The following is a 23,435-nucleotide window of genomic DNA, read 5'->3' as shown; positions in this document are numbered from 1 at the left end:
GTCCAGCCGACTTTTACGGAGCTGGACATCGAGCGATGCAGCACCCACCAACGGATGCCTCCCGGTATCCGAACGAAACCCAGCAAGGAGACTTTCGATGAGCCACTCACATATTCGATGCACCTTAGCTCGCCTGATGGGCGCGGCCGTGCTCCTCGGCGCGGCATGCGCGCCGGGACTCGCGGCTTCGGCCGAGCCCCTGCACGTCGTGATCACATCGCTTCCGCCCTACGTCACTGAAGCCCCCAACGGCCATCTCGAGGGCATCGATGGAAGCCTGTTCGATCGCGCCGCGCAGAAGCTAGGCATCAAGTACAGGGTTACCGTCACCAACTGGGATGGGATGCTCGCCGCCGTTCAATCCGGGCGTGCGGACGTCGCGGTGTCCGATGTCGCGTGGACGCCTGCCCGCGCGAAGACTGGCTTGTTCACCGACCCCTCATACTATCTTCCGCAACTCATCGCGGAACGCAAGGGGGTCGACGTCCATGACGTGGCTCAACTCTCGGGCCACGTCGTGGGCGCGATCAACGGTCAATCCTACGTCGATCCCCTGAATCGCCTGGGCGACGTGCAACTGCGTCTGTATCCGGATACGGTGGCCTTATTGTCGGACCTGTCGGCGGGGCGCATCGACGTGGCGTTCATGGACCCGCTGGTCATGGTTTACCAGAAGAAGGTGCGCCCCAGCCTGCACTACAAGGTGGTTCCGCTTGCCGCGCCTACGATGAGTCAGATTGCCGCACACCCGAATTGGGCGCTCTTCGGCCCGCAGATGATCGGCTGGTACGTTCGGCCGGGGGACGAGGCGTTGGTTGTCAAGCTCGATGGAATGATCCACAAGTTCTGGAGGAACGGGACGAATGCCAAAGTGATCAAGGCGGCGGGCGTCAACGACGCGACGCCTTTCCTGGCCCCCGGCGCCAACTGGCTCGTTTCCTACGAAAAGCAACGCCGCGGGGTTGATCGTCCGGCCGACTGGGTCGCGCCGAGTTCCGAGGGAATGCCCGCAAAGTGATCGCCCGACGGATAAGGCAGGCCCAGGGCTTGCCTTATCCGCGAGACGAGCGCAGGCAAATCGGCATCGACCGACAATGGAGACAAGCATGCATTTTCTTGGCGGGTTCTTCAAGGTTCCGTGGGGCAGCTATTGGCTGAACCTTGTCCACGGAATCGCCGTTACCCTCGAATACACGGCATCCGGATTCGTTGGCGCCATCGTGTTGGGCGTCTTGCTCGCGTTGATGCGGCTGCGCGAACGCTCGCTGCTCGGCGGGGCGGCGCGCGTGTTCGTGGAAACGTTCAAGAACGTTCCGCTGATCACCGAGATCTTCATCACTTATTTCGGACTGTCGTCCATAGGCATCAACCTGAGCGCATTCGCGGCAGGCTCGCTCGCGCTAATCGGACACTACGGAGCGTATTTGTCCGAGATCTTCCGTTCTGCGATGAAGGCCGTCGACAAGGGACAGCAGGAGGCCGGACTGGCCCTGGGCATGAGCAGCTTCGGCATCTTTCGCAAGGTCGTGGCTCCGCAGGCGATCCTGGTGGCGCTCCCCGGAACCGGAACCATGCTCGTTGACTTGCTCAAGAGCACTTCGCTGATGGTGACGATCGGCGGATCGGAGTTGATGACCCAGGGGCAAATCATCACCTCGGCGACCTTTCGCGCGCTCGAGGTCTATGTGGTGGTCGGAGCCATCTACTTCTCGCTATGCTTTCCGCTTTCGTCGCTGATCCTTTACGTGGAACGCCGCCTTGCGCAGGGGCATCCATTCTCGTTGCGCCGGCTTGGTCTGCTGCGTTTCGCGATGAGCGTGACGGCTCCCGCCGCCCCTAAGGAGACCCATTGATGGACGAGCACTCGGTGCAAACGGGCGCGTCTTCAACAGCGCCGACCTCGATTATCCGTGCCGAAGGGGTGTCGCTTTGCTTCGGGTGCGTGAAGGCCTTAGAACGCGTGAGTCTGGACGTGCGGCAAAGCGAGGTCGTCAGCATCGTTGGACCGAGCGGCGCGGGCAAGAGTACCTTCTTGCGCTGCCTGAACCTGCTGGCGATGCCCGACCGCGGGCGCATCGACATCGATGGCGTACGCATCTTCGACGACGGACTGCGGCTGGGCAAGCAGGAACTTCGCGGCGTAAGGCGCAGGCTTGGCATGGTGTTCCAGAAGTTTCACCTGTTCCCGCACCTGACGGCGCTCGAGAACGTGACGCTTGCGATGCTCGATGCCGGAATCGCAACTCGCGATGAGGCGGTACTCACCGCGACGACCCTGCTCGACCGCGTCGGCATGCTCCACCGCGCGCTGCAGCCGGCGCTGACCTTATCGGGAGGCGAGCAGCAAAGGGTCGCTATCGCGCGCGCACTGGCCATGAAGCCGAAGGCCCTGCTGTTCGATGAGCCGACCTCGGCACTCGACCCCGAGGCCAGCCGCGAAGTTCTGAGCGTAATGCGCGAGTTGGCCCAGCAAGGCACGACGATGGTGGTAGTCACTCATGAAATGCAATTCGCGTTGAGCGCGAGCGATCGCATCGTCTTCATGGAGGGCGGCAGCGCGATCGAGAGTGGCCGCGCCGACGACATGTTCCACCGCGCCAAATCGCCGCGCGCAAGGGCATTTTTCTCGCAGGCCTTGCAGCACGCTGGAGCAGAGGCATGAGGCGCCTGCGGTTCATCGATTCGCACACCGGCGGGGAGCCGACCCGCGTTTTGCTTGCGGGAGTCCCGCGGCCGCCGGGCGGCGTGCACGAGGGCCTCGCCGACTTTTATCGTGAGCATGGCTGGCTGCTAGAGGCGGCGGTCAGCGAGCCTCGGGGCTCCGACATCCTGGTCGGGGCCGTGTACTGGGCGCCGATGCGCGACGGCGACCCGGGCGAATTGCTGTTCTTCAATAACGTCGGGCTGCTCGGCATGTGCGGCCACGGCACCATCGGCCTCGTCACCTCACTCGCATTTCTCGGCGAACTGGCGCCCAGCCGCCATCGCCTCGATACGCCCGTCGGTGAGGTGCAGGCCGAGTGGACTGCCGAGGGGCGGGTGCGCATCGGAAACGTCGCAGCGTTTCGCGAACACAAGGACGTTGCCGTCGAAGTGCCCGGCCACCGACGATTTGTCGGCGATGTCGCATGGGGCGGAAATTGGTTCTACATCGTCGAGCAGTCGGCTCTGCGCCTGGACCTTGCCAACGTCGACGCACTCACCGAGCTCGCGTGGGCGATCCGGCGCGAACTCACGGCTCGCGGAGTCACGGGGCGCGACGGCGCGCGGATAGAACCGGTCGGGCTCACAGCGGCCGGCGACGAGACGCCCGGCAATGACTCGAGGAACTTCGTGCTTTGGCCGGGCAAGGCGTACATCCGTTCGCCCTGCGGCACGGGGACCAGCGCCAGCCTCACCGCCGACGGCAAATTGCGCCCGTGCGACACTTGGCGGCAGCCAAGTATCACCGACAGCATGTTCGAGGCAAGCTACGAGCTCGATGGCTGCGACGCTGCCGGGCCCGTGCGCGCAAGGCTCATGCTGGTCGGCGACGCACAGGTGACCGCGCTCGGCGAGCTGCTCGTCGACGAACGCGAGCGCTCGGCTCGCCTCTGGAAGTAAGCGTGCCGCAGCCCGACTTCATCGTTGTCGGCGCAGGTGTCGTCGGCGCGGCCTGCGCGCGCGAACTCGCAGCACAGGGTGCCTCGGTCGATCTGCTCGAGGCATGCTTCGTCGGCGCCGGCGCGACATCCGCCGGGATGGGGCACCTCGTGAGCTTGCTCGGTGTTCCCGGCGAGCTCGAATTCACCAGCCTAGGAGTCGAGTTGTGGCGAGGCGAGTCGCCTCGGCTCCTACGTTTCGCCGAGTACGTCCAAGCGGGCACGCTGTGGGTCGCCGGCAGCGATTCGGATGTCTGCCTACTCGAAGCACAGACCGCAGCGTTTAAAAGGCATGGCATCGCCGCGCAGCTGCTGCGCGGCGCGCAGCTCGCCGCTGCCGAGCCCGGGCTTTCGGAGGCGGCGCTGGCGGGCATGCGCGTCCCCGGGGATGCGATCTTGTATCCTCCGAAGGCGGCGCAGTGGCTGGCGCGCGAACCCGTCGGAGGAAGCATTCGCGTGCACGAGGGCGTGCGAGCCGAGGCCGTCGGCTCCGACTGGGTGCGCGCGAGCGACGGCCGGTGCTTCGAGGCCGGATCGGTCATCGTGACGGCCGGTCTGGCGGCCCGCAGCTTGCTAGCTGATCTGCCGCTGGTTGCCAAGCGCGGGCACCTGATGATCACCGAGCGCGGGCCGCGCTTAGTGTCGCATCAGGTCCTGGAGATCGGTTATGCGGCGAGCACCCATGCGACGGATCCGGTCTCGATTGCGTTCAACGTGCAGCCCCGACCGACGGGGCAGCTTTTGATCGGTGCCTCACGTGAGATCGGTGTCGAGGAGCGCGCGGAGAATCTCGAAATCATTGGGCGCATTGCGCGGCGCGCGATGCATTTTCTGCCAGGACTCGGTGGGCGTCAGGTGATCCGGGTTTGGACTGGAATGCGCCCAGCAACGGCACACGGACTGCCAATCATCGGCCGGGCGCGCCCGCTAGGCGCGCCTGGACAGGTCTGGGTCGCGGCAGGGCATGAAGGGCTGGGCGCGACGACCGCGTTGGCCACCGCGAAGATCCTGGCCGCGAAAATCTGTGGCCGCCCGCTGCCGGCGGGTCTTGCCGGCGTTTTCGGAGATTGAGCTAATGCAGCGCGCAGGCATCATCACGGTCCGCGTGAACGGGGTCGCGATCAGCGTGCCGGAAGGCGCGAGTGTCGCAGCGGCGATCGAGCGCGCGGCGGGCGGCGCTACTGCGGTATACCGGCTCTCGGTGAGCGGTGCGGCGCGTAGCGCTTATTGCGGCATGGGGGTGTGCAAGGAATGCCGCGTCACGATCGATGGGGAGCCGAACCGCCTAGCATGTCAGAGCCCGTGCGTGGCCGGCATGCAGGTGCTGACCGCGGAGCGCGCAGATGCAGCGCTTTGACGTGGTCGTGATCGGTGGCGGGCCTGGCGGCCTGAGCGCCGCGCTCGCGGCTGCCACGCACGGCGCGTCAGTGTGCATCGTCGAGCGCTCGTCCGACCTCGGTGGCCAAGTGTGGCGGCGCGATGTCCGCAGGCCGCGCGGCGGACGCGCCAAGCGCATGCTCGAGGCATTGCACGCGAGCCCGCACGTAACGATCCTCACGGCGACCGAGGTGACGGCGCCTGGCACGGGGCGTAGCCTGTTCCTCGAACGCCATGGTCACGCCGAGGAACTTGGGTACGCCAAGCTGGTCCTCGCGACCGGGGCGCGCGAGCTTTGCTTGCCGTTCGACGGCTGGACCCTGCCGGGGGTCACGGGCGCGGGAGGCCTGCAGGCTCTAATCAAGGGCGGGATCCCGGTGGCCGGGCAGCGTATCGTGGTGGCCGGGTCAGGCCCGTTGTTGTGGGCCTCGGCGGCAAGCGCCAGGCGCGCCGGAGCGCGGGTGGTGGCGATCGTCGAGGCCGCACCGGCTGCGGCGCTCACGCGATTTGTCGCCGGGCTGGCGGCGCATCCGGGCAAGCTCGCGCAGGCGCTGCAGCTGCGCGCGGTGCTGGCGCGCACTAGGTTTATCGCCGGCGCAGCGCCCTGCCTAGTCGGTGGGGAGGGACGTGTCGAGTTCGTCGAGATCGCGCGCGGCGCCAAGCGCGTGCGCGTGGATTGCGAGCGGGTGGCTTGGGGCCGGGTCTGGTCGCCAACCACGAGCTTGGCGCGGCGCTGGGCTGTCGCACCGTCATGCGAGGAATCGCCGAAGTGGCCATCGAGGTGGACGCGCGCCAGCTGAGCTCGATTCCCGGGATCTTTGCCTGCGGCGAATGTACCGGTTCGCGCGGCGCCGAGCTCGCGGCGATCGAGGGCACGATCGCCGGACTTGCCGCGGTGGGGCGCTTCGACGAGCAAAGCCGCCTTGCTCGGAGCCGCAAGCGCTGGGCGGAGTTCTCTCGGCGAGTGGAGCTCAGCTTCGGGTTCGACAGGCAGCGCGCCGTGGCGCTGGCGCAGCGCGCAGTCCTGTGCCGTTGCGAGGACGTGCCGTTCGCCGCGGTGCGCGAGTGTGCGGGCTGGGAGCAGGCAAAGATGCTCCATCGCTGCGGAATGGGCGCCTGCCAAGGGCAGGTCTGCGGCGCGGCGAGCCGAGCGCTGCTGGGTTGGGGCCGCAGGGCGTGCGCTCACCGCTGTCGCCAGTGCCGCTGCGCGAACTCGCGCAGCGGGCCAGCCCTGAGCCGCCCCGTTCTGCGTGCTCAGAACGCGTAGCTCACGCCTGCCCGAGCGGCTCCACACGGTTTTGCGAAGACCTGGCAAATGTCGTTGCCGTTAAAGGGGATCACTGTAGATCAAGGCGGTCCATAGAGTTCTTGAATGACGGCAATAAGGCGCGTCTGGATTCAGGTTGCGATTCGCTAGACATCATGGTCGCCGCCCGAAGGGCAGATGGCCGGTCCCCAGCATCGTAGGTTGCGCGCCGAGGCGCGTAGAGCTACATGCATGTGGCATGCGCCATCAGCAAACAGGAGACCGGCCATGGAAAAGGGTACCAAGATTCATGTGGGTTTGGACGTCCATAAGGACAGCATCACGGTGGCTGCGGCCGAGCCCGGGCGAGACAAGGCTCGGTTGGTTGGCAAGGTCGTGCATGACGTTCTCAAGCTGCTGAAGGTGTTGACTAAGCTGGGCACGGTTGATGGACTGCACATCGTCTACGAGGGCGGTCCGACGGGCTACGGGCTACGGGCTGCAGCGGGCGTTGGCTGCGAGGGGCTATGCGTGCGAGGTTATTGCGCCGTCTAAGACGCCTCGGCAGCCGGGCCATCGGGTCAAGACCGACGCTCGCGACAGCCTGGAGCTGGCCGAGTACTCGCGTGCCGGGGCGCTGACACCCGTGTGGATTCCCGATGCGGAAGACGAGGCGATCCGCGATCTGTCACGGGCGCGCGAGGACGTCGTCAATAACCGCACGCAGGTGCGTCAACAGCTCAAGGGTTTCCTGCTGCGTCACGACCGACGTTATGGCGGGAAGACCTCCAGGTGCCTGACGCACGATGCATGGTTGGCCAGGCAGAGTTTCGAATCGGCTGCCACCCAGACGGCCTTCACCGAGTACTGGCAAGCGGTGAAGGCGGCCGACGAGCGCGTGACGCGGTTGACGAAGGCGCTGCAGGCGTCGATCGCAGGTTGGCGCTTCGAGCCGGTCGTCGAAGCCTTGCAGGCATTGCGTGGGGTGGCTGCGATTACCGCGATCGGCTTGGTCGCGGAGATCGGTGACCTGAGCCGATTCGAACACCCGCGCAAGCTCATGGGTTACCTGGGTCTGGTGCCCTCGGAGCACTCCAGCGGTGAGCGCACGAGTCGGGGAAGCATCACCAAGACGGGCAACGGCCATTGCTGGTCGAGGCGGCCTGGAACTACCGATTCAAGGTCAGGGTTGGCAGAGACCTTAACGAGTCGGACCTGATTTATTCATTTTCAAGCGGCGGCCAGTCGCAGCGCTGGGCCGTTGAGCGCAAAGCAGGCGAGTTCGCGCAGGATCTGATGCCAGTTCGGGCGTAAGTGCGCAGCCTGACACAGGCGCAAATAAAGCCGATGCACGAAGCGCACCCCCTTCTTGGCGATCATGCGCAGCAGCCATTTGATGTTGTAGCCTGCCGCGCACAGCACGGCGTGCAACCGGTCGCCCTGCTCACCCTTGAGGGGGCAACGGTCCATGCGGTGATCGCTCTTGAGGTGGCCGATGATGGGCTCGATGGCCTGGCGCCGCTTGAGCTGTTTTCTGTCCTTGCTGCTGATGCGTTTGGATTTGCCCCGGTGCACGATATGCACATCCGGGTTGTCAGCATCCACGCCCCGATAACCCAGGTCAACGAACGCGGTCGCCGGCTTTGACCTGCTGTCCTGCATCAGGATCGTGGCCTGCTCCAGTTGCTCGCTCAGGGTGTGGCCGTCGTACGGGTTGCCGTGGAAGGCCCTGGCCCCCACGATCAGGTTGCCCTGCAGTGTGCTGGCGATGCCCACCTTGACCCCGAACTCATAGGGCGCTCGGGCCTTGCCTTTGCTGATGCAGGCCACTTCCGGGGCATGCCAGGCGTAAAGCTTGGGTTGCCCATCCGCCGCCTTGCGCTGGCCGCTCTGGGCGTTGATGCGCTGGGCCTTGTGCAAGGTCTCACCCAGCGCCTCTCGCACCGCCTGGCCAATGGCGCTGGCCTTGCGCTCGATCTCGCGCTGCAAGCGGCCCACGATGGTGCGCTGGCGCTTGATGGTCCGACGCATGCGTTTGAACTGGCGGGCATGCGCATAGCGCCCGGCCTTGCGGCTGAGCTCCTTGCCTTCCTTGGCAAAGGTCTGCTTGAGCGCAATCCCCGCATCCCTGGCCGCCTCGACCAGTTTGGTGCGCGCCGTCTCCAGCAGGCGGCTGTCGGTGGGGTGGGCGATCGCCTTGTGCTGCACCGTGCTGTCCACAATCACCCGCGCGAATTCCTGCGGCTTGATCAGCTTGAGGTCCACAGCCACGTTGAGGGTCTGCGCCAGCAACTCCTCGACGCCGTCCTCACCCAGCAGCTTGCGAAACTTGATCAGGGTGGTGGCGTCGCAAGGCTGGCGGTGTTCAAAGTACGCCTGACCCGAGAAGAACTGCCAGGTCGGTGTCTCGCCCCAGCGTTGAACCACGCCCTCGTCGGACTCGTTGAAGGCGTGCTTGAGGTACAGCAGCGCGATCATGATGCGCAGCGCCACGCGCGGCCGCCCGGCGTTGCTGGGCACAGCCGCGCGCTGCACCTGTTCGCCGAAGAGATCGAGGTCGGGCATGGCCACGCCTGCACGACCTTTGCGCGAAAAAGTCTGTGCCACCCGCGCCTCGATCTCCTGCCAGGGCATGCGCGAGGCCAGCACCGCCAGCGGATGGCGCAGATCGATCATGTGGTCGATGCGCGCGCGGAAAAAATCGTCGGTGGCGGGGCAGGCAAACAGCACGGCAGAACTCCCAGAAAACAGCCTCTATTGGAAATCAGACCGGGAGTTCCCACCATCCGCAATCACCCCAGAAACCCCGCATTCATGCGGGTTGCGGGGGTTCTTCAGGGCCGACTAACGAACGTCAGCAGGGGCTGTCCGAGGCGATCCGCACGATCGCCTGGAAAGGGCAGCTACGACTGAGCGGCCGCTACGCAGCCCTGCACGAGCGGGGCATTCAGGCCAACAAGGTCTGTGTGGCCGTTGCTCGCGAACTGGCGGGCTTCGTCTGGGCGATCGGCCTGCACGCGCAACGCGAAAAGGAGGCGACCTGAACACAGGCCCGGGATCGATCGGGCGACGCCACACGAGCACCGACAGGGCAATCCTCGAAGCTCCATGCGCTGACGCGATTGACAGCGGCGATCATATGAGGAGTGTGGGCGGCAGAAGGCGTTGCTTCTTCCCGTCATCGATCAACACGTCATGCAGGATGTTGCCGTTCTCGTCGCTCGCGTTCGGAGCGCTCTTTCCGGGTACTCAGCGGCTTGGCGTGTTGTCGAACCAATGGCGAGACCGGCGGCGACCTGCACGGCTGCGAAGATGAGCAACGTTCTGCACCTATCCGCCGTTACCGGCCACCGCGATTTGAGCTCGCTCAAGCGCTACCACCACCTGCGTGGTGAGGATTTGGCCCAAAAGTTGAGCAGGGACTACAGGCAGCCGAAAATTTGTTTGAATTCCCTGGATATAGACCTTGATCGGCTCACTCCGTCAACGATCCGCGACAACAGTACCGTTGAGCATGGGCGATTGGGCACCCATATGTTATTGGTCACCATTTCGCGCACATGACATTCAGGATCGATCCGCATGTACCGGTACGCAACGTAGCTTGGGTGATCAATGAATGGATGCTCCCCAGAGCGAATTTCACATGCCGAGTCATGTGGGGCGCCATCCCTAATCGAGGTGACGCTGACCATGGCAATTTGGGCAATGCTTCCATAATTTGCAACAGCAAGAGGTCCCAGTACCAGTATGAACAAATGGCGCCCACTCGGGCCAGACGGAACCAGAAGGGTGCTTCCAGGAGCGGCCTGCCACTGCGTCATGGGGACTGCTCTAGTCAGGCAAAGGCTATGTTGATTCTCTCTTGCTCGGAGAGGCGATCAATTAATGCCTGCGCCTGCTCATTGGAGTAGCCCAGTGTTTCAAACAAACGGCTATAAGTGATGGGTTTGCTAGATCCATCAGGGTCTTCCCACTCAGGACATTTTTCGTGGGTGAAGTCCACAAGCTTCCAGCGATCCCAATGCCCGAATTTGATCCATGTTTCATCTAAGACTTCAAGATCAGTATCACTCAGCCCTAGCAAATCCAATTCCGGCCTTCGAATCTTACTTGCGTCGAGAAGCGAAACTTTGTGCTCGGCTCGATCCGCAACCCACGAGTCCCAGCCGCCTAGCGAAGAGGGAATTGCGCCATTCAGATGGTTGTACGTTATCGACAGAACTGGTCCATGCTGCATTGAAACCAGCCGATCCCCCGTCAGAGGCTCTCCGTAGCGTTCGAGAGCCAGGCGCTCGGCCAGGTACAGAAGCTTGATCAATTTAATGACGGGAAGCTCGCCACCTGCCTTGAAGAGCAGGAAAGCAGCCGATTCGGCTGCTTTACGTTCACTGAAAAGAGGGGCGGTAGCCATGATTTCTGATTTTCTTACAATACATTCCGATGTAAAACTGTTGAATTGTACAGTATGTTGTTTCTTTGGCAAATCACGACGCCATGCCTGCTATAAGTATGGCGAAGAGGATGAGACCAAATAGCGAAGGGCGCGGGACTGGATTGGCGTAGGCCATATCGTTAACCCCCGCTTGCAGCGGTCGCCGCAGTCCTTGCAACAACTCTGAACCGACGACTCCAGCCGACGGCGTCGCCTCGACAGAGGTGGCTCGATTCATTTGAATATGCGGCAGCGATTCCTTCGTTGAATCGGCCGCGGGTTGGTGTGCCTTGCTCTAAGGTTGTCTCCGACGCAGCTCGCAGTGTTGCCGCAGAGACACCAATGCCTCGGGAATTTCGGCCACGGCCCAGTACGCCGTCTCCGCATCGCCATCACCGCCGATGCATCCTATTGATTCGGCCTGATTTATCCGTGATTCATCCTGCATATTTCACACGTGCATCCTGGAAGAACTTTTTTACCCGCTCGGGTGATTTCTCCAACGTCTGCATGTGCTCGGTTGCAGCGGCTTTCAGCTTGGCCTTGGTGCGCACCGGCACCTTCGTATAAAGCGCCTGTTTCAAATCGGCATTGAGCCGTTCTTCAGGGTTGAGTTCCGGGCTGTAGCTGGGCAGATAGAACAACTCAATCTTGTCCTGATGCGCCTCGACCCAAGCCTTGACCGGCTTGCTGTGATGGACACGCAGGTTGTCGAGGATCAGGAACACCTTTTTTCCGGCGTCCTTGATCAAGGCTTCCAAAAACGCAATGAGCTTGTCTGAGTTGAACGCCTCGTCAATGATCATCCAGCGTGTCGTGCCCTGGTTGGTGACAGTGGCGATCATCGACAGTTTCTGGCGTGTGCCACCGACCGCAAAGGTCACCGGTGTTTTCCCAGCCGGTGCGTAGCAGCGGCCACGCACGTCGGTATTCACGACCGCGGTTTCGTCGCCCCAGTGAATCTCGGCACCCTCGGACTTGGCGCGTTGTTCGATGGCCGGGTATTCATCGTCCAGCCAGGCTTGTACGGCTTCTGGACGCTGCTCATACGCCTTCTTGATCGGCTTTTGCGGGGTGAATCCCCAGCGCTTGAGATCGTTGCCAACGCCGCGCACCGACAACTTGATGCCGCATTCGCGTTCAACCAACTGCATGACCGCAGCCCGGTTCCATAGCGCAAATTCCATCTTCAGTTGTTCGGGGCGCTTGTCGCAGATGATCTGCTGAATCGTGCGCTCCTGCGGCTCGCTCAAGCTGCGCCGACTGCCCGGCTTCTGGCCGCGCACAGCAGGCTTGAGCGCTGCAGCCCCCGATGTCGCATAAAGGGTGATCGCCGTGTTCACGGCGTACCAACTCAGACCACTGTGCTCAACGATCTGCATCACCGGCATGCCTTTGCGGTGCATGCGGATGACTTGCTTTCGTCTCTCGTGCAGTACTTCTCGCGACTGCTTGCGGGCGTCTTCTGTTTCCATGCGCGGCGTGACGCGCTCTGCACCTTAAAGTTCCCGGATAATTCGTGCCGAGTCTATAGCGCCGCGCAGGATGAGCGAGGGGCTTTGGTCGAGCGTGGCCGCCTTCGGCTGCAGGCGCACGAACCGGCCCTTGACGCGCAGCGGTTCGCTGAACCGCCATTGCCCGTCCTGTTGAGCAGTCATGCGGGTTGGCGGGGCTTTGCAGGGGCGACGACTTACGCAAAAATATGTCGAACTCGGGCGGGCGGCCACCCTTGATATCGGCTTCGTACATCTTGGAGAATAGCTCGTCCATCTTGACCAACGCTTCGTTGACCATGGCGCGGACCCTTCGCAGCGGATGGTTCGCATGCACGAAGTCGTCCAGGCGACGCATCGTGAACAAACCTTCGGTAAACGTGTCGGGGCCGCGCCATGGAATGGATCGTCGTGGGTCTACTACGACAACGCGCCAGCCCCTTCGGAGGCCGAGCGTCGCGCCAGGTATTTCAGCAGCCTGTTAGGCGTGGCACCACAGTTCCAGAACCGGTAGCGTAGGCCTACTGGTGAGGGATCTGGACGTGGACGTGCAACTCCGAAAGAATTTGCTCAACTGCTTCGCCGTCAACGTAAAACGCACCAGTTTCGCGCTCTTCTATGACCACATTCGCCTGCCGACGTCCCTCGTGGATTAGAAACGCGGCAACACGGCGGATGCGCGGGCTGCCGCCGCCGTCGTCGATGAAGACCTCCGGTGGAATTTCGCCATCCTCACTTGCTGTGTAGGGAACCGGCACCGTCCACCCGTCATCCACGCTTGCCGTGAGCAGTGTCACGTTGAGCCGTTTCAGACGCCTGAGACGTTCGATCGCAGGCCGCAGAAACGCCGGTGGCCCATCAGGTTGGCCGAGCGCCTCGACCAAGGTGACCGACCGAATCCGCTGAACGGAACCAGGCTGACCCACGGCCAGATCGGCGACGGCCGCCGCTCCTCGCGAGCCGATCGGCACAGAGCTGGCATCGAGTGGCACCTCGCTCCAGATGCGCTTGTTTGCCAGGTCCGGGAACTTGACCTCGCGGAACGCGCGCCGAGTGCGCGGAGCCAACGCCCCTGATGCATCTCGCTCGCGCAAGGTAGGCTCCTTGGCGTTGGGGGCGCCTGAGCGACGAGGGGATCCTGCCGTGCTCCCGCCTGACACTGCGGGTTTCCACGGTCGGCGCCTCTGTCCAGACGTTCGAAATTTCAAGGTGTCGAACGGAAATGGGTAAGAGCAGGAGCGCAGCCGGTAGACGAGGAAAGTCGAGCGCTGCTGCGAGCCGAGCGGCAACCATTTGCCCGATGCCTTGAGCGTCGTTTCTCCGTCGAAGGGGAACACGCATTGCGGGTAGATGTCGTCGAGCCCTTCCGGTGCCTGCCGCAATAGGGATACGCCGATCATGGCAGCGGCATTGCTTGCCTGCTTGCTGGCTGCGATGCGGCCGATATCCTGCGCCGATTCCTTGGGAATGCCCTCGGCAAGGTCCAATACGACATCCTCACCGAAGAATCCATCGAGCTGCACGCTGGAGTACAGCTTCGTGCGATCGAAGGGAGGGAGGAACAGTGTACTCAGCAGCGGGCTCGACGAACCGAAATAGAAGCGCGCCAGCTCCATGCAGGGGATGGCTAGACTCCGACCGTTGGCCAAGGCCACGCGGACGCAGTAGGAGTGGGTGTTGGCCATGTGCCATGGATGCTCGGCCGCAGGCAACAAGAAGTTGCCCTGATCGTCGCTGTGCCCAACCTTGAGCAGCTTGGCTGTCGAACGGTCGATGCTTACCTTCTCGAAAGTCTCGACCTCGTGTTCAGGTGACGCGATGAAACGTTGGTTGGACCAGAGGTCGCCAATGCGCAACAGCATCGTGGCACCGACCGAGATCCAGCACTTGAACTGTTTCTGCCAGGGCAGGGTCGATAACGCGCTGACGGGCGCCATCGGATCCGCCAGCACCGCCGGGTCGGTGACCTTCGAGAGGTGAACGAAGACTGATGGCTGAGTTCGGCGGAGTACGCGGTTCGGGAACTGCACACCGCCGAACCAATCGACCCTCCAGAGGCCATCGCCCTGAGGAAATGCGCTGATCTGCAAGTCGCCCACGTGTTTTGCCGGGTGCTGTCAGTGGTCAAAGCGAGGCGGAATGCGGCCGTTAGGCGAAGAAGACGGGTGCGTCCGAAACAGCGTTCTTATCGCTAATTTTCCATCCACTTCGCTAATTTTCCATTCACTTCGCTATGTTGACAAATAGGCCCCCGTCGTGAGCCTGCTGGTCAGCGTGGTAACTTGAACGCACAAGAGGACCCACGGCGGCATGCATGAATCCCATGGAGCGAGCCTCGCGCTCGAACATGGCAAACGTCTCGGGCGGCACGTAGCGGGCAACGGGCAGGTGGTGGCCACTGGGGGCAAGATACTGGCCAATTGTGAGCATGTCGATGTGGTTCGCGCGCATGTCGCGCATGACCTGAAGGATTTCCTCATCCGTTTCGCCCAGCCCCACCATCAACCCGCTCTTGGTGGGGATGCCGGGATGGCGCGCTTTGAACGCCGCAAGCAGCTCGAGCGAATGCGCGTAGTCGGCGCCTGGCCGGGCCTGTTTGTAGAGGCGCGGCACGGTTTCGAGATTGTGGTTCATGACGTCGGGAAGCCCGTGGTCGAACCTGTCGAGCGCCTTGTCCAGTCGGCCGCGGAAGTCGGGCACCAGCACCTCAATTTGAGTCAATGGCGATAGCTCGCGCGTGGCCCGGATGCAGTCCACGAAGTGCTGCGCCCCGCCATCGCGCAAGTCGTCGCGGTCCACGCTCGTGACCACCACATAGCGCAACTTGAGCGCGGCGATGGCGCGGGCCAGATTACCTGGCTCCTCCGGGTCAAGCGGGTCAGGGCGGCCATGGCCAACGTCACAGAAGGGGCAGCGGCGGGTGCATTTGTCCCCCATGATCATGAAGGTTGCTGTGCCGTGGCCGAAGCATTCCCCAATGTTCGGGCAGGACGCTTCCTCGCATACGGTCACCAGCTTGCGCTCACGCAACAGGTTCTTGATCTCGTAAAAGCGCGATGACGGTGCGGCGGCCTTGACCCGAATCCATTGCGGCTTCTTCAGCGCCGGACCATCAACGGCGATCTTGATTGGGATGCGCGCAGTCTTGGATTGACCTTTTTGTTTCGCGTTGGGGTCGGGCAGATCGTTCATGGGGTAGGTGCAGTGTGATCCATGTGTAATGGCGCTGGTGCGCGCGCACTGGCAGCAGATTCGGCCAGCATCGCCAACTCCGTCGCAAAGCACATGCCCACTGCATCCGCGCGCGTATGCACGCCGAGCAAAGCCAAGTCCACGGTTTCCAGTCCAGGGTAGCCGCAGGGATTGATGCCGCTGAAGGGGGAGAGATCCATGTCCACGTTGATGGCGACCCCATGATAGGTGCAGCCGCCACGCACCTTCAAACCCAGCGCGGAAATCTTGGCGCCGGCACGGGGATGAGGGGCGCCCAGGTAGATGCCAGGAGCGCCGGGGCGCCGCACCCCGACAACGCCCAATCGGGCCAAGGTGCGGAGTACCGCCTCTTCCAGGCGGTGTACCGTCTCGCGCACCATCCAGCCGCGGCGCCGGATGTCGATCAGGACGTACACCACGGCCTGACCCGGTCCGTGGTACGTCACTTGGCCACCGCGGTCGGTTTGCACCACCTCGATGTCATGGGAATCAAGGAGGTGCTGCGGGTTTCCCGCTTGACCCAGCGTGTAAACGGGGAAGTGTTCGACCAGCCAGATTTCGTCTGGCGTGGTTGTCTGGCGCGCGGCTGTAAACGCACGCATGGCGTCCCAGGTTGGGCGATAGGCCTGAAGGCCAAGATTGCGTACGAGCAGCCCAGCGGCAAGATTTTGGGCTGGCTTTGCCAAGGCCAATGCCAACGCCTGCTGATCCGCGCACGGTGGCACCGTTGCAGCGGTTTGGCGGGGTTCGTCGTTGCTGTTCAAGTTTTCAGGCGTCGTACGCAGGTCGCGGCGGATTGACGATTCCATGCGGCTATCGTAGCCGTTTATCGGGGTTTTCCCCAGCATGCCGAGCAAGAACCCCATGGCATGTGAGGGCGGCAGTGTTGCACTTTGCGGCCGAGGTGCCTCGGCGCGCTGGTCGAGGGAAGGGCCGGGTCAGCGCAAGGCCGTCTCTCCGGGGCAAGCCGCCGCCGTCTTCACGCACACCGCCGAATTGCACCTGCGCACGAGGACCCGATGCCCCGATCGAAGGTGCAACGCACGATCATGGCCGGTTGGATTTTCCCTTCCCATGCGCGGGGCCCTTGCGGCAGCAGAGCGCGAGCCCTAGCGTACCTGTGTGCGTGAGTGGCCATGTTTCGGCGGCCAAATCTCATGCCACCTGAGGCGAAACTCCGCAGAAATCCAAGGCCGCCACGCAAGGCCCTGTTGCGGGAAGGCTCGGGCTTTCCCGCAACAGGAGACTCCGGGACACGCTAACTCAGGCCTGTTTGGCGAGCAGCTGCGAAATGAGGGTGTGCAACTCGTTGAAATTCGGCGGGCCCACGTACTGCTTGACAATATTGCCGGACTTGTCGATCAAGAAGCTCGTCGGCGTCAGTCGCACGTCACCGAAGGACTTTGCAATATTGCCTGATGTGTCCATCGCCACCGGAAACGGTAGCGCACCCAAGGGGCCGGACGTTGCGAAGGTCTTCACGTAGTCCGGCCGGTCATAGCTCATCGACACCGCCACCAGCTCGAACCCCTTGGGCGCGAAACGGTCGAACGTCTTCACCATGCGGGGCATTTCGCCGACGCAAGTGGTGCAGCTCGTGGCCCAGAAGTTGACGAGGACCACCTTGCCACGCAGGTCTTGCGAGGTGATGGTCTTGCCATCAAGCAAGGCGAAATTGACGTCGGGAGCCTTCGGGTCGTGATCGAGGGCGTTCCACGCCAGATAGCCGGCGAGCGCGATTGCCGCCAGCACAACGAGGGCTGACCATTTCTTGATTGCTGCTTGCATCACAAACCTGCCTTGCGCACGTGGACTGTCAACGGATCCATTTTAGGCGTTGCGGCAATTTCTGTTTTTGTTCCCCGCAATTAAAGTCACGAACAGTACATCAAAGTCGCAAACACCAATGATAGTTGGCTGCGAGGAGCCAACCAATCCACTATACTTGTTTGGGTGTAATGCGTAAACATGCATCGAGGTGCGAAGATGGCAAATTTCACGGTGGCGATTCCTGATGAGCTTTTGTCTCAGGCCAAAGTTGTGGCCGCTCGAACCGATACTTCGGTGAATGCCATCATTCGGCAATTGCTGGAAGGCTACGTTCGCAACGAAAGCAGCCCGTTATCCGGTAATTACGAAATCCTGTTCAAGTACAGTCTTGGGCAAATTTCAGAACACAATGCCATGAAGGAACTCCATCTCGACGATGTCGAGACCTTGGCTCTGATGACCATTCAAGCGGGATTCCCGCTGCCTCGGCTTTCTTTGCCAGAGACGGCGGCGATGCAGAAAAACTTTGGTGACATGGTCGATCGGTTCGGTCATACGGCATGACCACTTGCGCAATCATTGTCACGGACACCGGACCGCTGAAAACACTGGCTTACGCAAGACGGCTCGACCTTTTCCTGAAGCCTGGGCTTCCTGTTTATATCACTGATATGGTGATTGAAGAGCTTCGAGCTGGTTCCCAATATCTCGGGAACCAGCTTGCGCTTGATTTCATCAAGGATCAAGTCGGTGTTAGCGGCGGGTTGCTTAAAAAGATCGATACAGGGGTTCCGCAAAACGCCGAGACCTTGCGATCGTTGCGTGTTGATCCAGGTGAGCAATCTTTGAAGATCGTTCTAGAGGATTACTACAGTACACACCCGAACGATTACGCACTCTTGCTTTTTGAGGATAACGGTATCGCAAAGAAGACCTTTGTGTTGCCAGAGAACGTGTCTTTGTTGACGACACGTCCATTCCTTCAAGAGTTGGAACGAAGGAAAATCATTGCGTCCGCGGAAGACGTGCTAAAGGCAGCTGAAATGGCTTCACTTGCCGCCTGCGATGAACGGAAGCTGCTTTCTCGGAAGAAAGAACATGCGGCTCCTCCAAGAAATGATCCAAGCGTGAAGTGGTTCTGATCGCCGCAGCTGTTTTCGACTTTCTGTGGAGGGCCGTCCAAATCGAGCTGCCGCCGAACCGCATAAAGGCTTGAGCAATGTTTGCGACTTTATCGGGCGAGAACAGTTTTGTCGCTGCGCTTGACGTCTTTGAGCGGCCGCATGCGAAGAAAGTTCGCCGTGCGGTCAATCCAATCGCATCCGGCGCAGCCCTTCGATGCCGCGCGTGAGCATCGCACGCGCGGCATCGAAGGGCTCGGTGCCGCGCGCCACCCCCAACTTCTGAAGGGTCCGGCGTCGCCGGTGCAAGGCTCGTTGAGCGTGGGGCGGTCTTGGCGCCACCGCTCCGGGGTTATTTCAAATGCGCGTTGAGCAGCTTGGTCATTTCGAACATGGTGACCTGGGGCTTGCCGAACACAGCTTTGAGCTTGTCGTCCGCGTTGATCATGCGCTTGTTGGTCGCGTCCTGAAGATTCGCGGCCTTGATGTGCGCCCAAACCTTCTTCACCACCTCGGTGCGCGGCAGTGGGGCTGCGCCGACGACGGCTGCCAACTGGGGGCTGGGCGTCAGCGGTTTCATGAAGGCCGGATTGGGCGCGCGCGCGGGTTTGGCGGGTGCCTTCTTGGCTGCGGCCGGTTTTGCAGTTGCCATGTTTCGAACTCCATCGATTGCTTGAAGGGGCGCACACGGCTTGGGGCCGCGCGTGCGTGGTATAGCCCACGGGACCACGGGATGCGGCTGCAATCCCATAGCCCTGCAAAGCTCTATGTGCCGTTCGGCACGGGCGGGCCTTGAGGGCTCCGTGTCCACATGTTAAGGCCCCGCGCAAACCGGGTCCGCAGGCGCGCGTTCGGGCCATGGCCAAAGGCTGCTCGCTGAGGAGGCAGCGACCCGTTCAATGTACGGGCCTTGTCAGGCATCGAGCGCGGTGCAAGGTGCCAACCCACGTCGCTGGCGAGGCCAGTAAATCGCGTCCTTCGAATGGTCATTCTTCTTCGCGACTGGCGGGCGCGTTCCAACGGGCCTTCCTGGCGAGTACGGTCGCCGGCCGTCCTCCATGGCAGTGTCTGCACATGCGCATCGCATTGACCTTGCCGTGTCAGACGGCGATTTCGCCGCGCATCACTTCCTGGACCTGGCCGCCAATCCAGACCTGCCCTTGTGTGTCCTGCTCGATGGCGACCCTTCCCGTTCGTGCAAGGCGCGTGCCCTGTGCCGCCGTGTAGCAGGTCGGTAGAGCGCGCAGGCCGATCAGCCACTGCGCCAGGCTTGCATTGAGACTTCCAGTGACGGGGTCCTCCGGCACGCCAGTGGCTGCAGCGAACGCGCGCACCTCGATCGCAGCCTCATGGCCTTCGAGGTGTGGGCCGCAGACGCCGACTTTCACGCCCAAGGCCTTGAGCGTTGCATGGTCTGGGTCAAGAGCCAGTACCGTGCTGGCAGAGTCCAGCCAAAGCGCAAGCCAACGCGGGCCGTTGTCCAGCCATGCGCTGGCTCGCACTTGCTGCAGTGAAAGGCCGAGCGCCGCGCAAATGGCGTGAAGCAAATCGGGCTCGACCGCGCCGATCGTGACGTTCGGTGCAGCGAACGCCAAGCGTTGGGTGCGGTGGGCCGCGGTCTCAAGGCGACGCACGGCGACCAGACCGACGCCCGACTCCTGCATCACCATGTCCGGTTGCTTCGGTTTGCCGCCCGCGAGCAACCAAGCCGCGCAAGTACCCAAGGTCGGGTGTCCCGCGAAGGGCAATTCGCCGCCAGGGGTGAAAATGCGCAACCGATAATCAGCGCTGCTCTGCAAGGGCTGCAGCACGAAGGTCGTCTCCGAAAGGCCCAGCCACGCGGCGATGGCCTGCATGCGCGACGCGGGAAGGCTGTCGGCATCGAACACGACGGCCAGCGGGTTGCCGCTGAAGGGTTCGGGGGCGAAAACGTCAAGCTGAGCAAAGGGCAGGCGCATCGTGCTGGAGATGTGTCGAGAGTGAGGGAACGTCGCAGCATCTGGTGATCGCCTCACGCCGTGCCGAAGTGGGGTGAGGCCCAGGCCGCCGCCAGACACAGCACGGCCGCGGCCGTGAGCCGCGTGCGCAGATGCAGCCACGTTGCGGCAAGCCTGCTCCACTGCTCGGCGTCGGGCCATCCGGCGGCATGCGCGGCGCGGGCGTAGCCAGGCCACAGCAGTCCATCCATCGCGCGCGCCAGAAGCATCAGTGCGGCGTTAGCACTGAGCAGGCCGAGCGCAAAGGGGCGCATCAGGGCGTCCTGCGGGCTGGACCACCCCAAAGAGGCCAGGACGACAAACGGCACGACTCCGGCCCAACCGAGAGTCGCGGCACTTTTAAGGGTTGTCGTGGGCATCGGGATGCATTGGGCACGCTGGGGTTCACAGGATATCGTGATGGAGCTCTTTTTTGCGTTGTATCAAAACGCAACGACGGCAGGCTTTCTAAGCTTTGTCTCTACGAACCTGGGGAGGAGATGCTCGATGCAATCAGTCTGGAGCAGTTTGATGGGCACCGATTCGGGCCTGATGAGCTTGGCTGTCATCATTTTCATGCTTGGCATGGGGGTGTTTTTCGTCGTGTTCTTCATTCGCAAAATTCGCGCGGACGACGCTGCGCACGACGCCGATATCTTGAATAAAACGCCTCGGCGGTGAGTGATTGGTCCCGAGTACTTTGGCGTCTCGGGAATGGAGCTCACATTCGGACTTGGAGGGCTGCGCCTGACCGTTGCGCGACCCGTGCGCAGGGCCGAAAACCGGGGTCATTGCCGGTTGGCGGCGCGTAGGGTCTGTCGGTGTCCTGGTGCCAGCCCATGCGTGGCGTTGCGACCTGACGCCATGGAGCGGCATCCCGCGGGCATGATGCAGCATGGCCTTAACGCGGTACCGCAACGCCGTACGACGCTCCAGCATGCCTGAATCGGCCCAGCGGGCGGTCAACGACGTCGATGCCGGAGCGGTTGCGTCGGGGCCGAGCCCTCGGGGGCAAAAAAAAACGACCAGCGCCCGAGAGGCTGGTCGGTGTGCGCGCAGCGCTGTGCGACGATCAGGCGGTGATGCTTTGTGCCTGTTGTCCCGCAGTCCACCGTTCGCCCATGGCTGATCCGAAATACGCCACCAGGCGCGGATGCTCTTGCACTGCAGCATCAGGCACCACCTGATAGATCGCTACCCCGTATTCCCCTCCGTGCTTGGCGTGTTCGGCGCGTGCAAGCGCCTCGACGCGCTCCCTGCTGCCAATGGAAATGACGTAGCTGCGGTGATCGGGTTCTCCGTGGTGAAAGGCCTGCGCAAAATACAGGCCGCTGGTGGGTGCTGACATGGTTGCTTTCCTTGGTCGATGGTGTGAACGGTCATCGGCAGTCAGATCGCGGTCCAGAAAGGCCCCAAGAGGGCGCGCATGTCGCTGGCCGCGGGACTGCTGCCAACGAAATGGTGCGCCGCACCAGCGTTTTTGTCACCAAGGGCGTCCTCTTTTTACAACGAATCCTGTTGAACATTCGATCAGAAAGTCGTTGGTTGATCTTCACGAGGACGCCCCAGGCACGTCTGCAGCGGTGTCAAATGGCAAGCCACATGTAGAGGAACAGGCTGTTGTTGCCGCTCGCCCCTTGGCTGGTTCCGTTGAGCTTGTTGTACGTCGTGTACTGAAGACCCAGTCGGAGGTTCTTTTCCGGGTCGACCCAGCTTTGGCCGAACGGATTCCAGTCGAGTTCCCAGACGACGCCGTTGCTTTGCACGTTCGATCCCAGCGCCGCGGTGCCGTTGATGTTGAAATATTGAATGGTGGCGCCGTAGGTGTTGTGAATCCAGTACGCCGCATTCAGGTTCAGGGTTTTCGCCGTGTCGCCGGGATAGGCGCCAGCGGACTGGTCATAGCTGGCCTTTTCCTGCATGTACAAGCCATTGACCGTCACGCTGTGATTGTCGCCGTCGATGTACTGGTAAGTGCCATCGATGCCGATGTCCTTCACGCTATCCGTGCCGGAACCGCCAGTTATGGTCGCGGGCTTCATATTCATGCCGAGGATGCCGCCTTCATAGGTGCTCGAGCCCACGGTGGTCGAATAGTTCGCCCGGAAATAAGGTGCGTACCCGGTGACACCCCAGGTGCCGGCATGCAGCAAGTTGCCCCAATAGTTGGAGAGCCCGTGGTAGGCGCCGCCCTCGATGTACCAGTGGTTGTCAATCAGCGTATAGGCGGTCGTTCCCAGCACGCTTCCACCCAGGCTCGCCATGAGCGGCGCGAAAGGCACGCCCCCACTGATCGGGCTGGTCATGAATCCGTATTGCCACGCAGGCACGGTGTTCCAGACATCGGAGACCGTGGGGTTGTTGTTGACCGACACGCCAAAGATGCCCGACGTGTTGCCCACCGTGTAGTCGTGTGCGAAGCGCACGTCTGTGTTGTCCCACGCCAGGTTGGCAGGTTCCGCAGTCTCCGAATAGGTGGCCTGCCCCATCATCCCGATGTGGTCGGTCAGCCGCCCGGCGAGGAATATGGACGCTTGCTGCAAAGCGACAAAATTGTCATTGCCGTGCATGCCGTTGTAGAAAGGCGTTTGATCTTCGGTCGTGTGCGTATAGGACGAAACGAGCATCGCAGACAGGGGAATATGGCCGCTCTTGCCGTCCGTCAGCGTATAACCACCCAGCTTGAACGCGCGCCCGAATGGCGTGAGCTGCGGGCCAAAGCCGCCAACGTGGCAGGCAATACAGGCTTGGCCGGTCTGGCGGGCGAAGGCTGGCACAGCCTGCGCCGGTGTGCTGAGCAGTCCCAAGCCCAGCAAGCCCAACAGGGCCAGGATCAGCCTTCGCCAAAGGCCAGGCCCTTCCCGTTCGAATGCGATGGGTTGAATGGGGGTGCGGAGAGGTGCAGAGGATTCCATGACGGTGGTTCCTTTTTTGGAAGTAGGGAACTTTTCCCTGGAACCATTCTCGTTCCCTCAAGCCACCTTTATTTGACTGGGATCAAGGAAGGGCGGGTTTACATGCATGGAGAAGTATGTCGATGTGTTGCTCACGCAACACGCCAGAAGAGGGCCACTGGCATGTCGAAGCATTGCTCTGCCCGGGTGCTCCCCTGAGGGCTGCCTTGGCGCCCCCGAAACTTTGGGCCATTGCCGCATCCGAGGGG

At 62.2% G+C, this 23,435-nt stretch carries 26 protein-coding genes and 2 pseudogenes; 14 read left to right on the top strand and 14 right to left on the bottom strand.

Annotated features, from left to right (window positions below; all coding sequences use genetic code 11):
- Nucleotides 1–136 precede the first annotated feature (136 nt).
- The 10 genes from CD04_RS0118630 (at nucleotide 137) to CD04_RS23390 (ending at nucleotide 7,483) form a co-directional block, all read left to right on the top strand.
- Complete coding sequence (locus CD04_RS0118630) at nucleotides 137–1,018, top strand: ABC transporter substrate-binding protein (RefSeq protein WP_031409531.1); 882 nt, start codon at nucleotides 137–139, stop codon at nucleotides 1,016–1,018.
- An 88-nt stretch (nucleotides 1,019–1,106) separates the two neighbouring features.
- Nucleotides 1,107–1,853, top strand: a complete 747-nt coding sequence (locus CD04_RS0118625; RefSeq protein ID WP_031409528.1) for an amino acid ABC transporter permease — start codon at nucleotides 1,107–1,109, stop codon at nucleotides 1,851–1,853.
- Nucleotides 1,853–2,662 carry an amino acid ABC transporter ATP-binding protein gene (locus tag CD04_RS0118620; protein WP_156030336.1) on the top strand — a complete coding sequence of 270 codons (810 nt, stop codon included), beginning with the start codon at nucleotides 1,853–1,855 and terminating at the stop codon, nucleotides 2,660–2,662. The genes CD04_RS0118625 and CD04_RS0118620 overlap by 1 nt, the downstream gene beginning before the upstream one ends.
- On the top strand, nucleotides 2,659–3,603 hold the full coding sequence (locus tag CD04_RS0118615) for a proline racemase family protein (RefSeq protein ID WP_031409524.1): 945 nt from the start codon (nucleotides 2,659–2,661) through the stop codon (nucleotides 3,601–3,603). Before CD04_RS0118620 ends, CD04_RS0118615 begins: the two co-directional genes overlap by 4 nt.
- Nucleotides 3,604–3,605: 2 nt before the next feature.
- Nucleotides 3,606–4,712, top strand: a complete 1,107-nt coding sequence (locus CD04_RS0118610; protein ID WP_038168554.1) for an FAD-binding oxidoreductase — start codon at nucleotides 3,606–3,608, stop codon at nucleotides 4,710–4,712.
- A gap of 4 nt (nucleotides 4,713–4,716) precedes the next feature.
- Nucleotides 4,717–4,998, top strand: a complete 282-nt coding sequence (locus tag CD04_RS0118605) for a (2Fe-2S)-binding protein (protein ID WP_031409520.1) — start codon at nucleotides 4,717–4,719, stop codon at nucleotides 4,996–4,998.
- Nucleotides 4,985–5,818 carry an FAD/NAD(P)-binding oxidoreductase gene (locus CD04_RS24910; RefSeq protein WP_051849423.1) on the top strand — a complete coding sequence of 278 codons (834 nt, stop codon included), beginning with the start codon at nucleotides 4,985–4,987 and terminating at the stop codon, nucleotides 5,816–5,818. Before CD04_RS0118605 ends, CD04_RS24910 begins: the two co-directional genes overlap by 14 nt.
- Nucleotides 5,770–6,285, top strand: coding sequence for a hypothetical protein (locus tag CD04_RS24905; RefSeq protein ID WP_051849422.1), 516 nt, complete (start codon nucleotides 5,770–5,772; stop codon nucleotides 6,283–6,285). Before CD04_RS24910 ends, CD04_RS24905 begins: the two co-directional genes overlap by 49 nt.
- 267 nt (nucleotides 6,286–6,552) lie before the next feature.
- Nucleotides 6,553–6,819 (top strand): hypothetical protein, encoded by a 267-nt coding sequence (locus CD04_RS25375; protein ID WP_051849421.1) that lies wholly within the window; start codon nucleotides 6,553–6,555, stop codon nucleotides 6,817–6,819.
- Entirely contained in the window at nucleotides 6,776–7,483 is a 708-nt protein-coding gene (locus CD04_RS23390) for an IS110 family transposase (protein WP_369792857.1), read from the top strand. The genes CD04_RS25375 and CD04_RS23390 overlap by 44 nt, the downstream gene beginning before the upstream one ends.
- An 11-nt stretch (nucleotides 7,484–7,494) precedes the next feature.
- Here CD04_RS23390 and CD04_RS0118590 read toward each other — a convergent pair whose 3' ends face one another.
- A complete protein-coding gene (locus CD04_RS0118590; RefSeq protein WP_231480727.1) occupies nucleotides 7,495–8,940 on the bottom strand; it encodes an IS5 family transposase in 1,446 nt (481 codons plus the stop codon).
- A 158-nt stretch (nucleotides 8,941–9,098) separates the two neighbouring features.
- On the opposite strand from CD04_RS0118590, the pseudogene CD04_RS25370 reads away from it, so the two are divergent.
- Nucleotides 9,099–9,308 (top strand): annotated as a pseudogene (locus CD04_RS25370) (IS110 family transposase); the annotation flags it as partial.
- A 794-nt stretch (nucleotides 9,309–10,102) separates the two neighbouring features.
- Here CD04_RS25370 and CD04_RS0118580 read toward each other — a convergent pair.
- The 8 genes and pseudogenes from CD04_RS0118580 to CD04_RS0118555 form a co-directional block, all read right to left on the bottom strand.
- Complete coding sequence (locus CD04_RS0118580) at nucleotides 10,103–10,678, bottom strand: Panacea domain-containing protein (protein ID WP_031409514.1); 576 nt, start codon at nucleotides 10,676–10,678, stop codon at nucleotides 10,103–10,105.
- Between the two features lie 458 nt (nucleotides 10,679–11,136).
- Nucleotides 11,137–12,174: an IS630 family transposase gene (locus CD04_RS0118575; protein ID WP_031409512.1), complete on the bottom strand. Its 1,038-nt coding sequence runs from the start codon at nucleotides 12,172–12,174 to the stop codon at nucleotides 11,137–11,139.
- Nucleotides 12,175–12,198: 24 nt separating this feature from the next.
- The gene (locus CD04_RS24255; protein WP_197033193.1) at nucleotides 12,199–12,357 is read right to left on the bottom strand and encodes a hypothetical protein; all 159 of its coding nucleotides are present in this window, start codon (nucleotides 12,355–12,357) and stop codon (nucleotides 12,199–12,201) included.
- Nucleotides 12,358–12,415: 58 nt separating this feature from the next.
- Nucleotides 12,416–12,550 (bottom strand): annotated as a pseudogene (locus CD04_RS23925) (IS5/IS1182 family transposase); the annotation flags it as partial.
- A 163-nt stretch (nucleotides 12,551–12,713) separates the two neighbouring features.
- A complete protein-coding gene (locus CD04_RS0118570) occupies nucleotides 12,714–14,291 on the bottom strand; it encodes a hypothetical protein (protein WP_051849419.1) in 1,578 nt (525 codons plus the stop codon).
- Nucleotides 14,292–14,415: 124 nt separating this feature from the next.
- Nucleotides 14,416–15,384, bottom strand: coding sequence for a lipoyl synthase (gene lipA, locus CD04_RS0118565; protein WP_031409507.1), 969 nt, complete (start codon nucleotides 15,382–15,384; stop codon nucleotides 14,416–14,418).
- A complete protein-coding gene (gene lipB / locus CD04_RS0118560) occupies nucleotides 15,381–16,130 on the bottom strand; it encodes a lipoyl(octanoyl) transferase LipB (RefSeq protein WP_369792869.1) in 750 nt (249 codons plus the stop codon). Before lipB ends, lipA begins: the two co-directional genes overlap by 4 nt.
- A 538-nt stretch (nucleotides 16,131–16,668) precedes the next feature.
- Entirely contained in the window at nucleotides 16,669–17,193 is a 525-nt protein-coding gene (locus CD04_RS0118555) for a peroxiredoxin (protein WP_031409503.1), read from the bottom strand.
- Nucleotides 17,194–17,391: 198 nt separating this feature from the next.
- Between CD04_RS0118555 and CD04_RS0118550 the strand changes: the two genes are divergently transcribed.
- Both CD04_RS0118550 and CD04_RS0118545 read left to right on the top strand, forming a co-directional pair.
- Nucleotides 17,392–17,739 carry a ribbon-helix-helix domain-containing protein gene (locus tag CD04_RS0118550; protein WP_031409501.1) on the top strand — a complete coding sequence of 116 codons (348 nt, stop codon included), beginning with the start codon at nucleotides 17,392–17,394 and terminating at the stop codon, nucleotides 17,737–17,739.
- Complete coding sequence (locus CD04_RS0118545) at nucleotides 17,736–18,317, top strand: hypothetical protein (protein ID WP_031409499.1); 582 nt, start codon at nucleotides 17,736–17,738, stop codon at nucleotides 18,315–18,317. Before CD04_RS0118550 ends, CD04_RS0118545 begins: the two co-directional genes overlap by 4 nt.
- Before the next feature lie 331 nt (nucleotides 18,318–18,648).
- Here CD04_RS0118545 and CD04_RS0118535 read toward each other — a convergent pair whose 3' ends face one another.
- From CD04_RS0118535 to CD04_RS0118525, 3 genes are all read right to left on the bottom strand, one after another.
- Nucleotides 18,649–18,948 (bottom strand): SWIB/MDM2 domain-containing protein, encoded by a 300-nt coding sequence (locus CD04_RS0118535; RefSeq protein WP_031409497.1) that lies wholly within the window; start codon nucleotides 18,946–18,948, stop codon nucleotides 18,649–18,651.
- 448 nt (nucleotides 18,949–19,396) lie between these two features.
- The gene (locus CD04_RS0118530; RefSeq protein ID WP_031409495.1) at nucleotides 19,397–20,254 is read right to left on the bottom strand and encodes a PhzF family phenazine biosynthesis protein; all 858 of its coding nucleotides are present in this window, start codon (nucleotides 20,252–20,254) and stop codon (nucleotides 19,397–19,399) included.
- Nucleotides 20,255–20,307: 53 nt separating this feature from the next.
- Nucleotides 20,308–20,652, bottom strand: coding sequence for a hypothetical protein (locus tag CD04_RS0118525; RefSeq protein WP_031409493.1), 345 nt, complete (start codon nucleotides 20,650–20,652; stop codon nucleotides 20,308–20,310).
- 127 nt (nucleotides 20,653–20,779) lie between these two features.
- On the opposite strand from CD04_RS0118525, the gene CD04_RS23385 reads away from it, so the two are divergent.
- Nucleotides 20,780–20,953 (top strand): DUF3149 domain-containing protein, encoded by a 174-nt coding sequence (locus CD04_RS23385; protein WP_081858082.1) that lies wholly within the window; start codon nucleotides 20,780–20,782, stop codon nucleotides 20,951–20,953.
- A 391-nt stretch (nucleotides 20,954–21,344) separates the two neighbouring features.
- On the opposite strand, the gene CD04_RS0118515 is transcribed toward CD04_RS23385, so the two are convergent.
- Both CD04_RS0118515 and CD04_RS0118510 read right to left on the bottom strand, forming a co-directional pair.
- Entirely contained in the window at nucleotides 21,345–21,620 is a 276-nt protein-coding gene (locus CD04_RS0118515) for a hypothetical protein (RefSeq protein WP_031409491.1), read from the bottom strand.
- A 238-nt stretch (nucleotides 21,621–21,858) separates the two neighbouring features.
- Nucleotides 21,859–23,187, bottom strand: coding sequence for a cytochrome c1 protein (locus CD04_RS0118510; protein ID WP_231480689.1), 1,329 nt, complete (start codon nucleotides 23,185–23,187; stop codon nucleotides 21,859–21,861).
- Between the last annotated feature and the right edge of the window lie 248 nt (nucleotides 23,188–23,435).

The sequence above is a fragment of the Thiomonas sp. FB-Cd genome (assembly GCF_000733775.1).
Classification (GTDB): Bacteria; Pseudomonadota; Gammaproteobacteria; order Burkholderiales; family Burkholderiaceae_C; genus Thiomonas_A.
The sequence above is the reverse complement of the archived record's forward strand: the minus strand, read 5'-3'. Positions and strand labels throughout refer to the sequence as shown.

Excerpts from the sequence above, each read along its gene's own strand:
- CD04_RS0118630 (WP_031409531.1), top strand. The coding sequence starts at position 137 with ATGGGCGCGGCCGTGCTCCTCGGCGCGGCATGCGCGCCGGGACTCGCG.
- CD04_RS0118625 (WP_031409528.1), top strand. The coding sequence starts at position 1,107 with ATGCATTTTCTTGGCGGGTTCTTCAAGGTTCCGTGGGGCAGCTATTGG.
- CD04_RS0118620 (WP_156030336.1), top strand. The coding sequence starts at position 1,853 with ATGGACGAGCACTCGGTGCAAACGGGCGCGTCTTCAACAGCGCCGACC.
- CD04_RS0118615 (WP_031409524.1), top strand. The coding sequence starts at position 2,659 with ATGAGGCGCCTGCGGTTCATCGATTCGCACACCGGCGGGGAGCCGACC.
- CD04_RS0118605 (WP_031409520.1), top strand. The coding sequence starts at position 4,717 with ATGCAGCGCGCAGGCATCATCACGGTCCGCGTGAACGGGGTCGCGATC.
- CD04_RS24910 (WP_051849423.1), top strand. The coding sequence starts at position 4,985 with ATGCAGCGCTTTGACGTGGTCGTGATCGGTGGCGGGCCTGGCGGCCTG.
- CD04_RS24905 (WP_051849422.1), top strand. The coding sequence starts at position 5,770 with ATGCGAGGAATCGCCGAAGTGGCCATCGAGGTGGACGCGCGCCAGCTG.
- CD04_RS25375 (WP_051849421.1), top strand. The coding sequence starts at position 6,553 with ATGGAAAAGGGTACCAAGATTCATGTGGGTTTGGACGTCCATAAGGAC.
- CD04_RS0118590 (WP_231480727.1), bottom strand. The coding sequence starts at position 8,940 with ATGATCGATCTGCGCCATCCGCTGGCGGTGCTGGCCTCGCGCATGCCC.
- CD04_RS0118580 (WP_031409514.1), bottom strand. The coding sequence starts at position 10,678 with ATGGCTACCGCCCCTCTTTTCAGTGAACGTAAAGCAGCCGAATCGGCT.
- CD04_RS0118575 (WP_031409512.1), bottom strand. The coding sequence starts at position 12,174 with ATGGAAACAGAAGACGCCCGCAAGCAGTCGCGAGAAGTACTGCACGAG.
- CD04_RS24255 (WP_197033193.1), bottom strand. The coding sequence starts at position 12,357 with ATGACTGCTCAACAGGACGGGCAATGGCGGTTCAGCGAACCGCTGCGC.
- lipA (WP_031409507.1), bottom strand. The coding sequence starts at position 15,384 with ATGAACGATCTGCCCGACCCCAACGCGAAACAAAAAGGTCAATCCAAG.
- CD04_RS0118555 (WP_031409503.1), bottom strand. The coding sequence starts at position 17,193 with ATGCAAGCAGCAATCAAGAAATGGTCAGCCCTCGTTGTGCTGGCGGCA.
- CD04_RS0118550 (WP_031409501.1), top strand. The coding sequence starts at position 17,392 with ATGGCAAATTTCACGGTGGCGATTCCTGATGAGCTTTTGTCTCAGGCC.
- CD04_RS0118545 (WP_031409499.1), top strand. The coding sequence starts at position 17,736 with ATGACCACTTGCGCAATCATTGTCACGGACACCGGACCGCTGAAAACA.
- CD04_RS0118535 (WP_031409497.1), bottom strand. The coding sequence starts at position 18,948 with ATGGCAACTGCAAAACCGGCCGCAGCCAAGAAGGCACCCGCCAAACCC.
- CD04_RS0118530 (WP_031409495.1), bottom strand. The coding sequence starts at position 20,254 with ATGCGCCTGCCCTTTGCTCAGCTTGACGTTTTCGCCCCCGAACCCTTC.
- CD04_RS0118525 (WP_031409493.1), bottom strand. The coding sequence starts at position 20,652 with ATGCCCACGACAACCCTTAAAAGTGCCGCGACTCTCGGTTGGGCCGGA.
- CD04_RS23385 (WP_081858082.1), top strand. The coding sequence starts at position 20,780 with ATGCAATCAGTCTGGAGCAGTTTGATGGGCACCGATTCGGGCCTGATG.
- CD04_RS0118515 (WP_031409491.1), bottom strand. The coding sequence starts at position 21,620 with ATGTCAGCACCCACCAGCGGCCTGTATTTTGCGCAGGCCTTTCACCAC.
- CD04_RS0118510 (WP_231480689.1), bottom strand. The coding sequence starts at position 23,187 with ATGGAATCCTCTGCACCTCTCCGCACCCCCATTCAACCCATCGCATTC.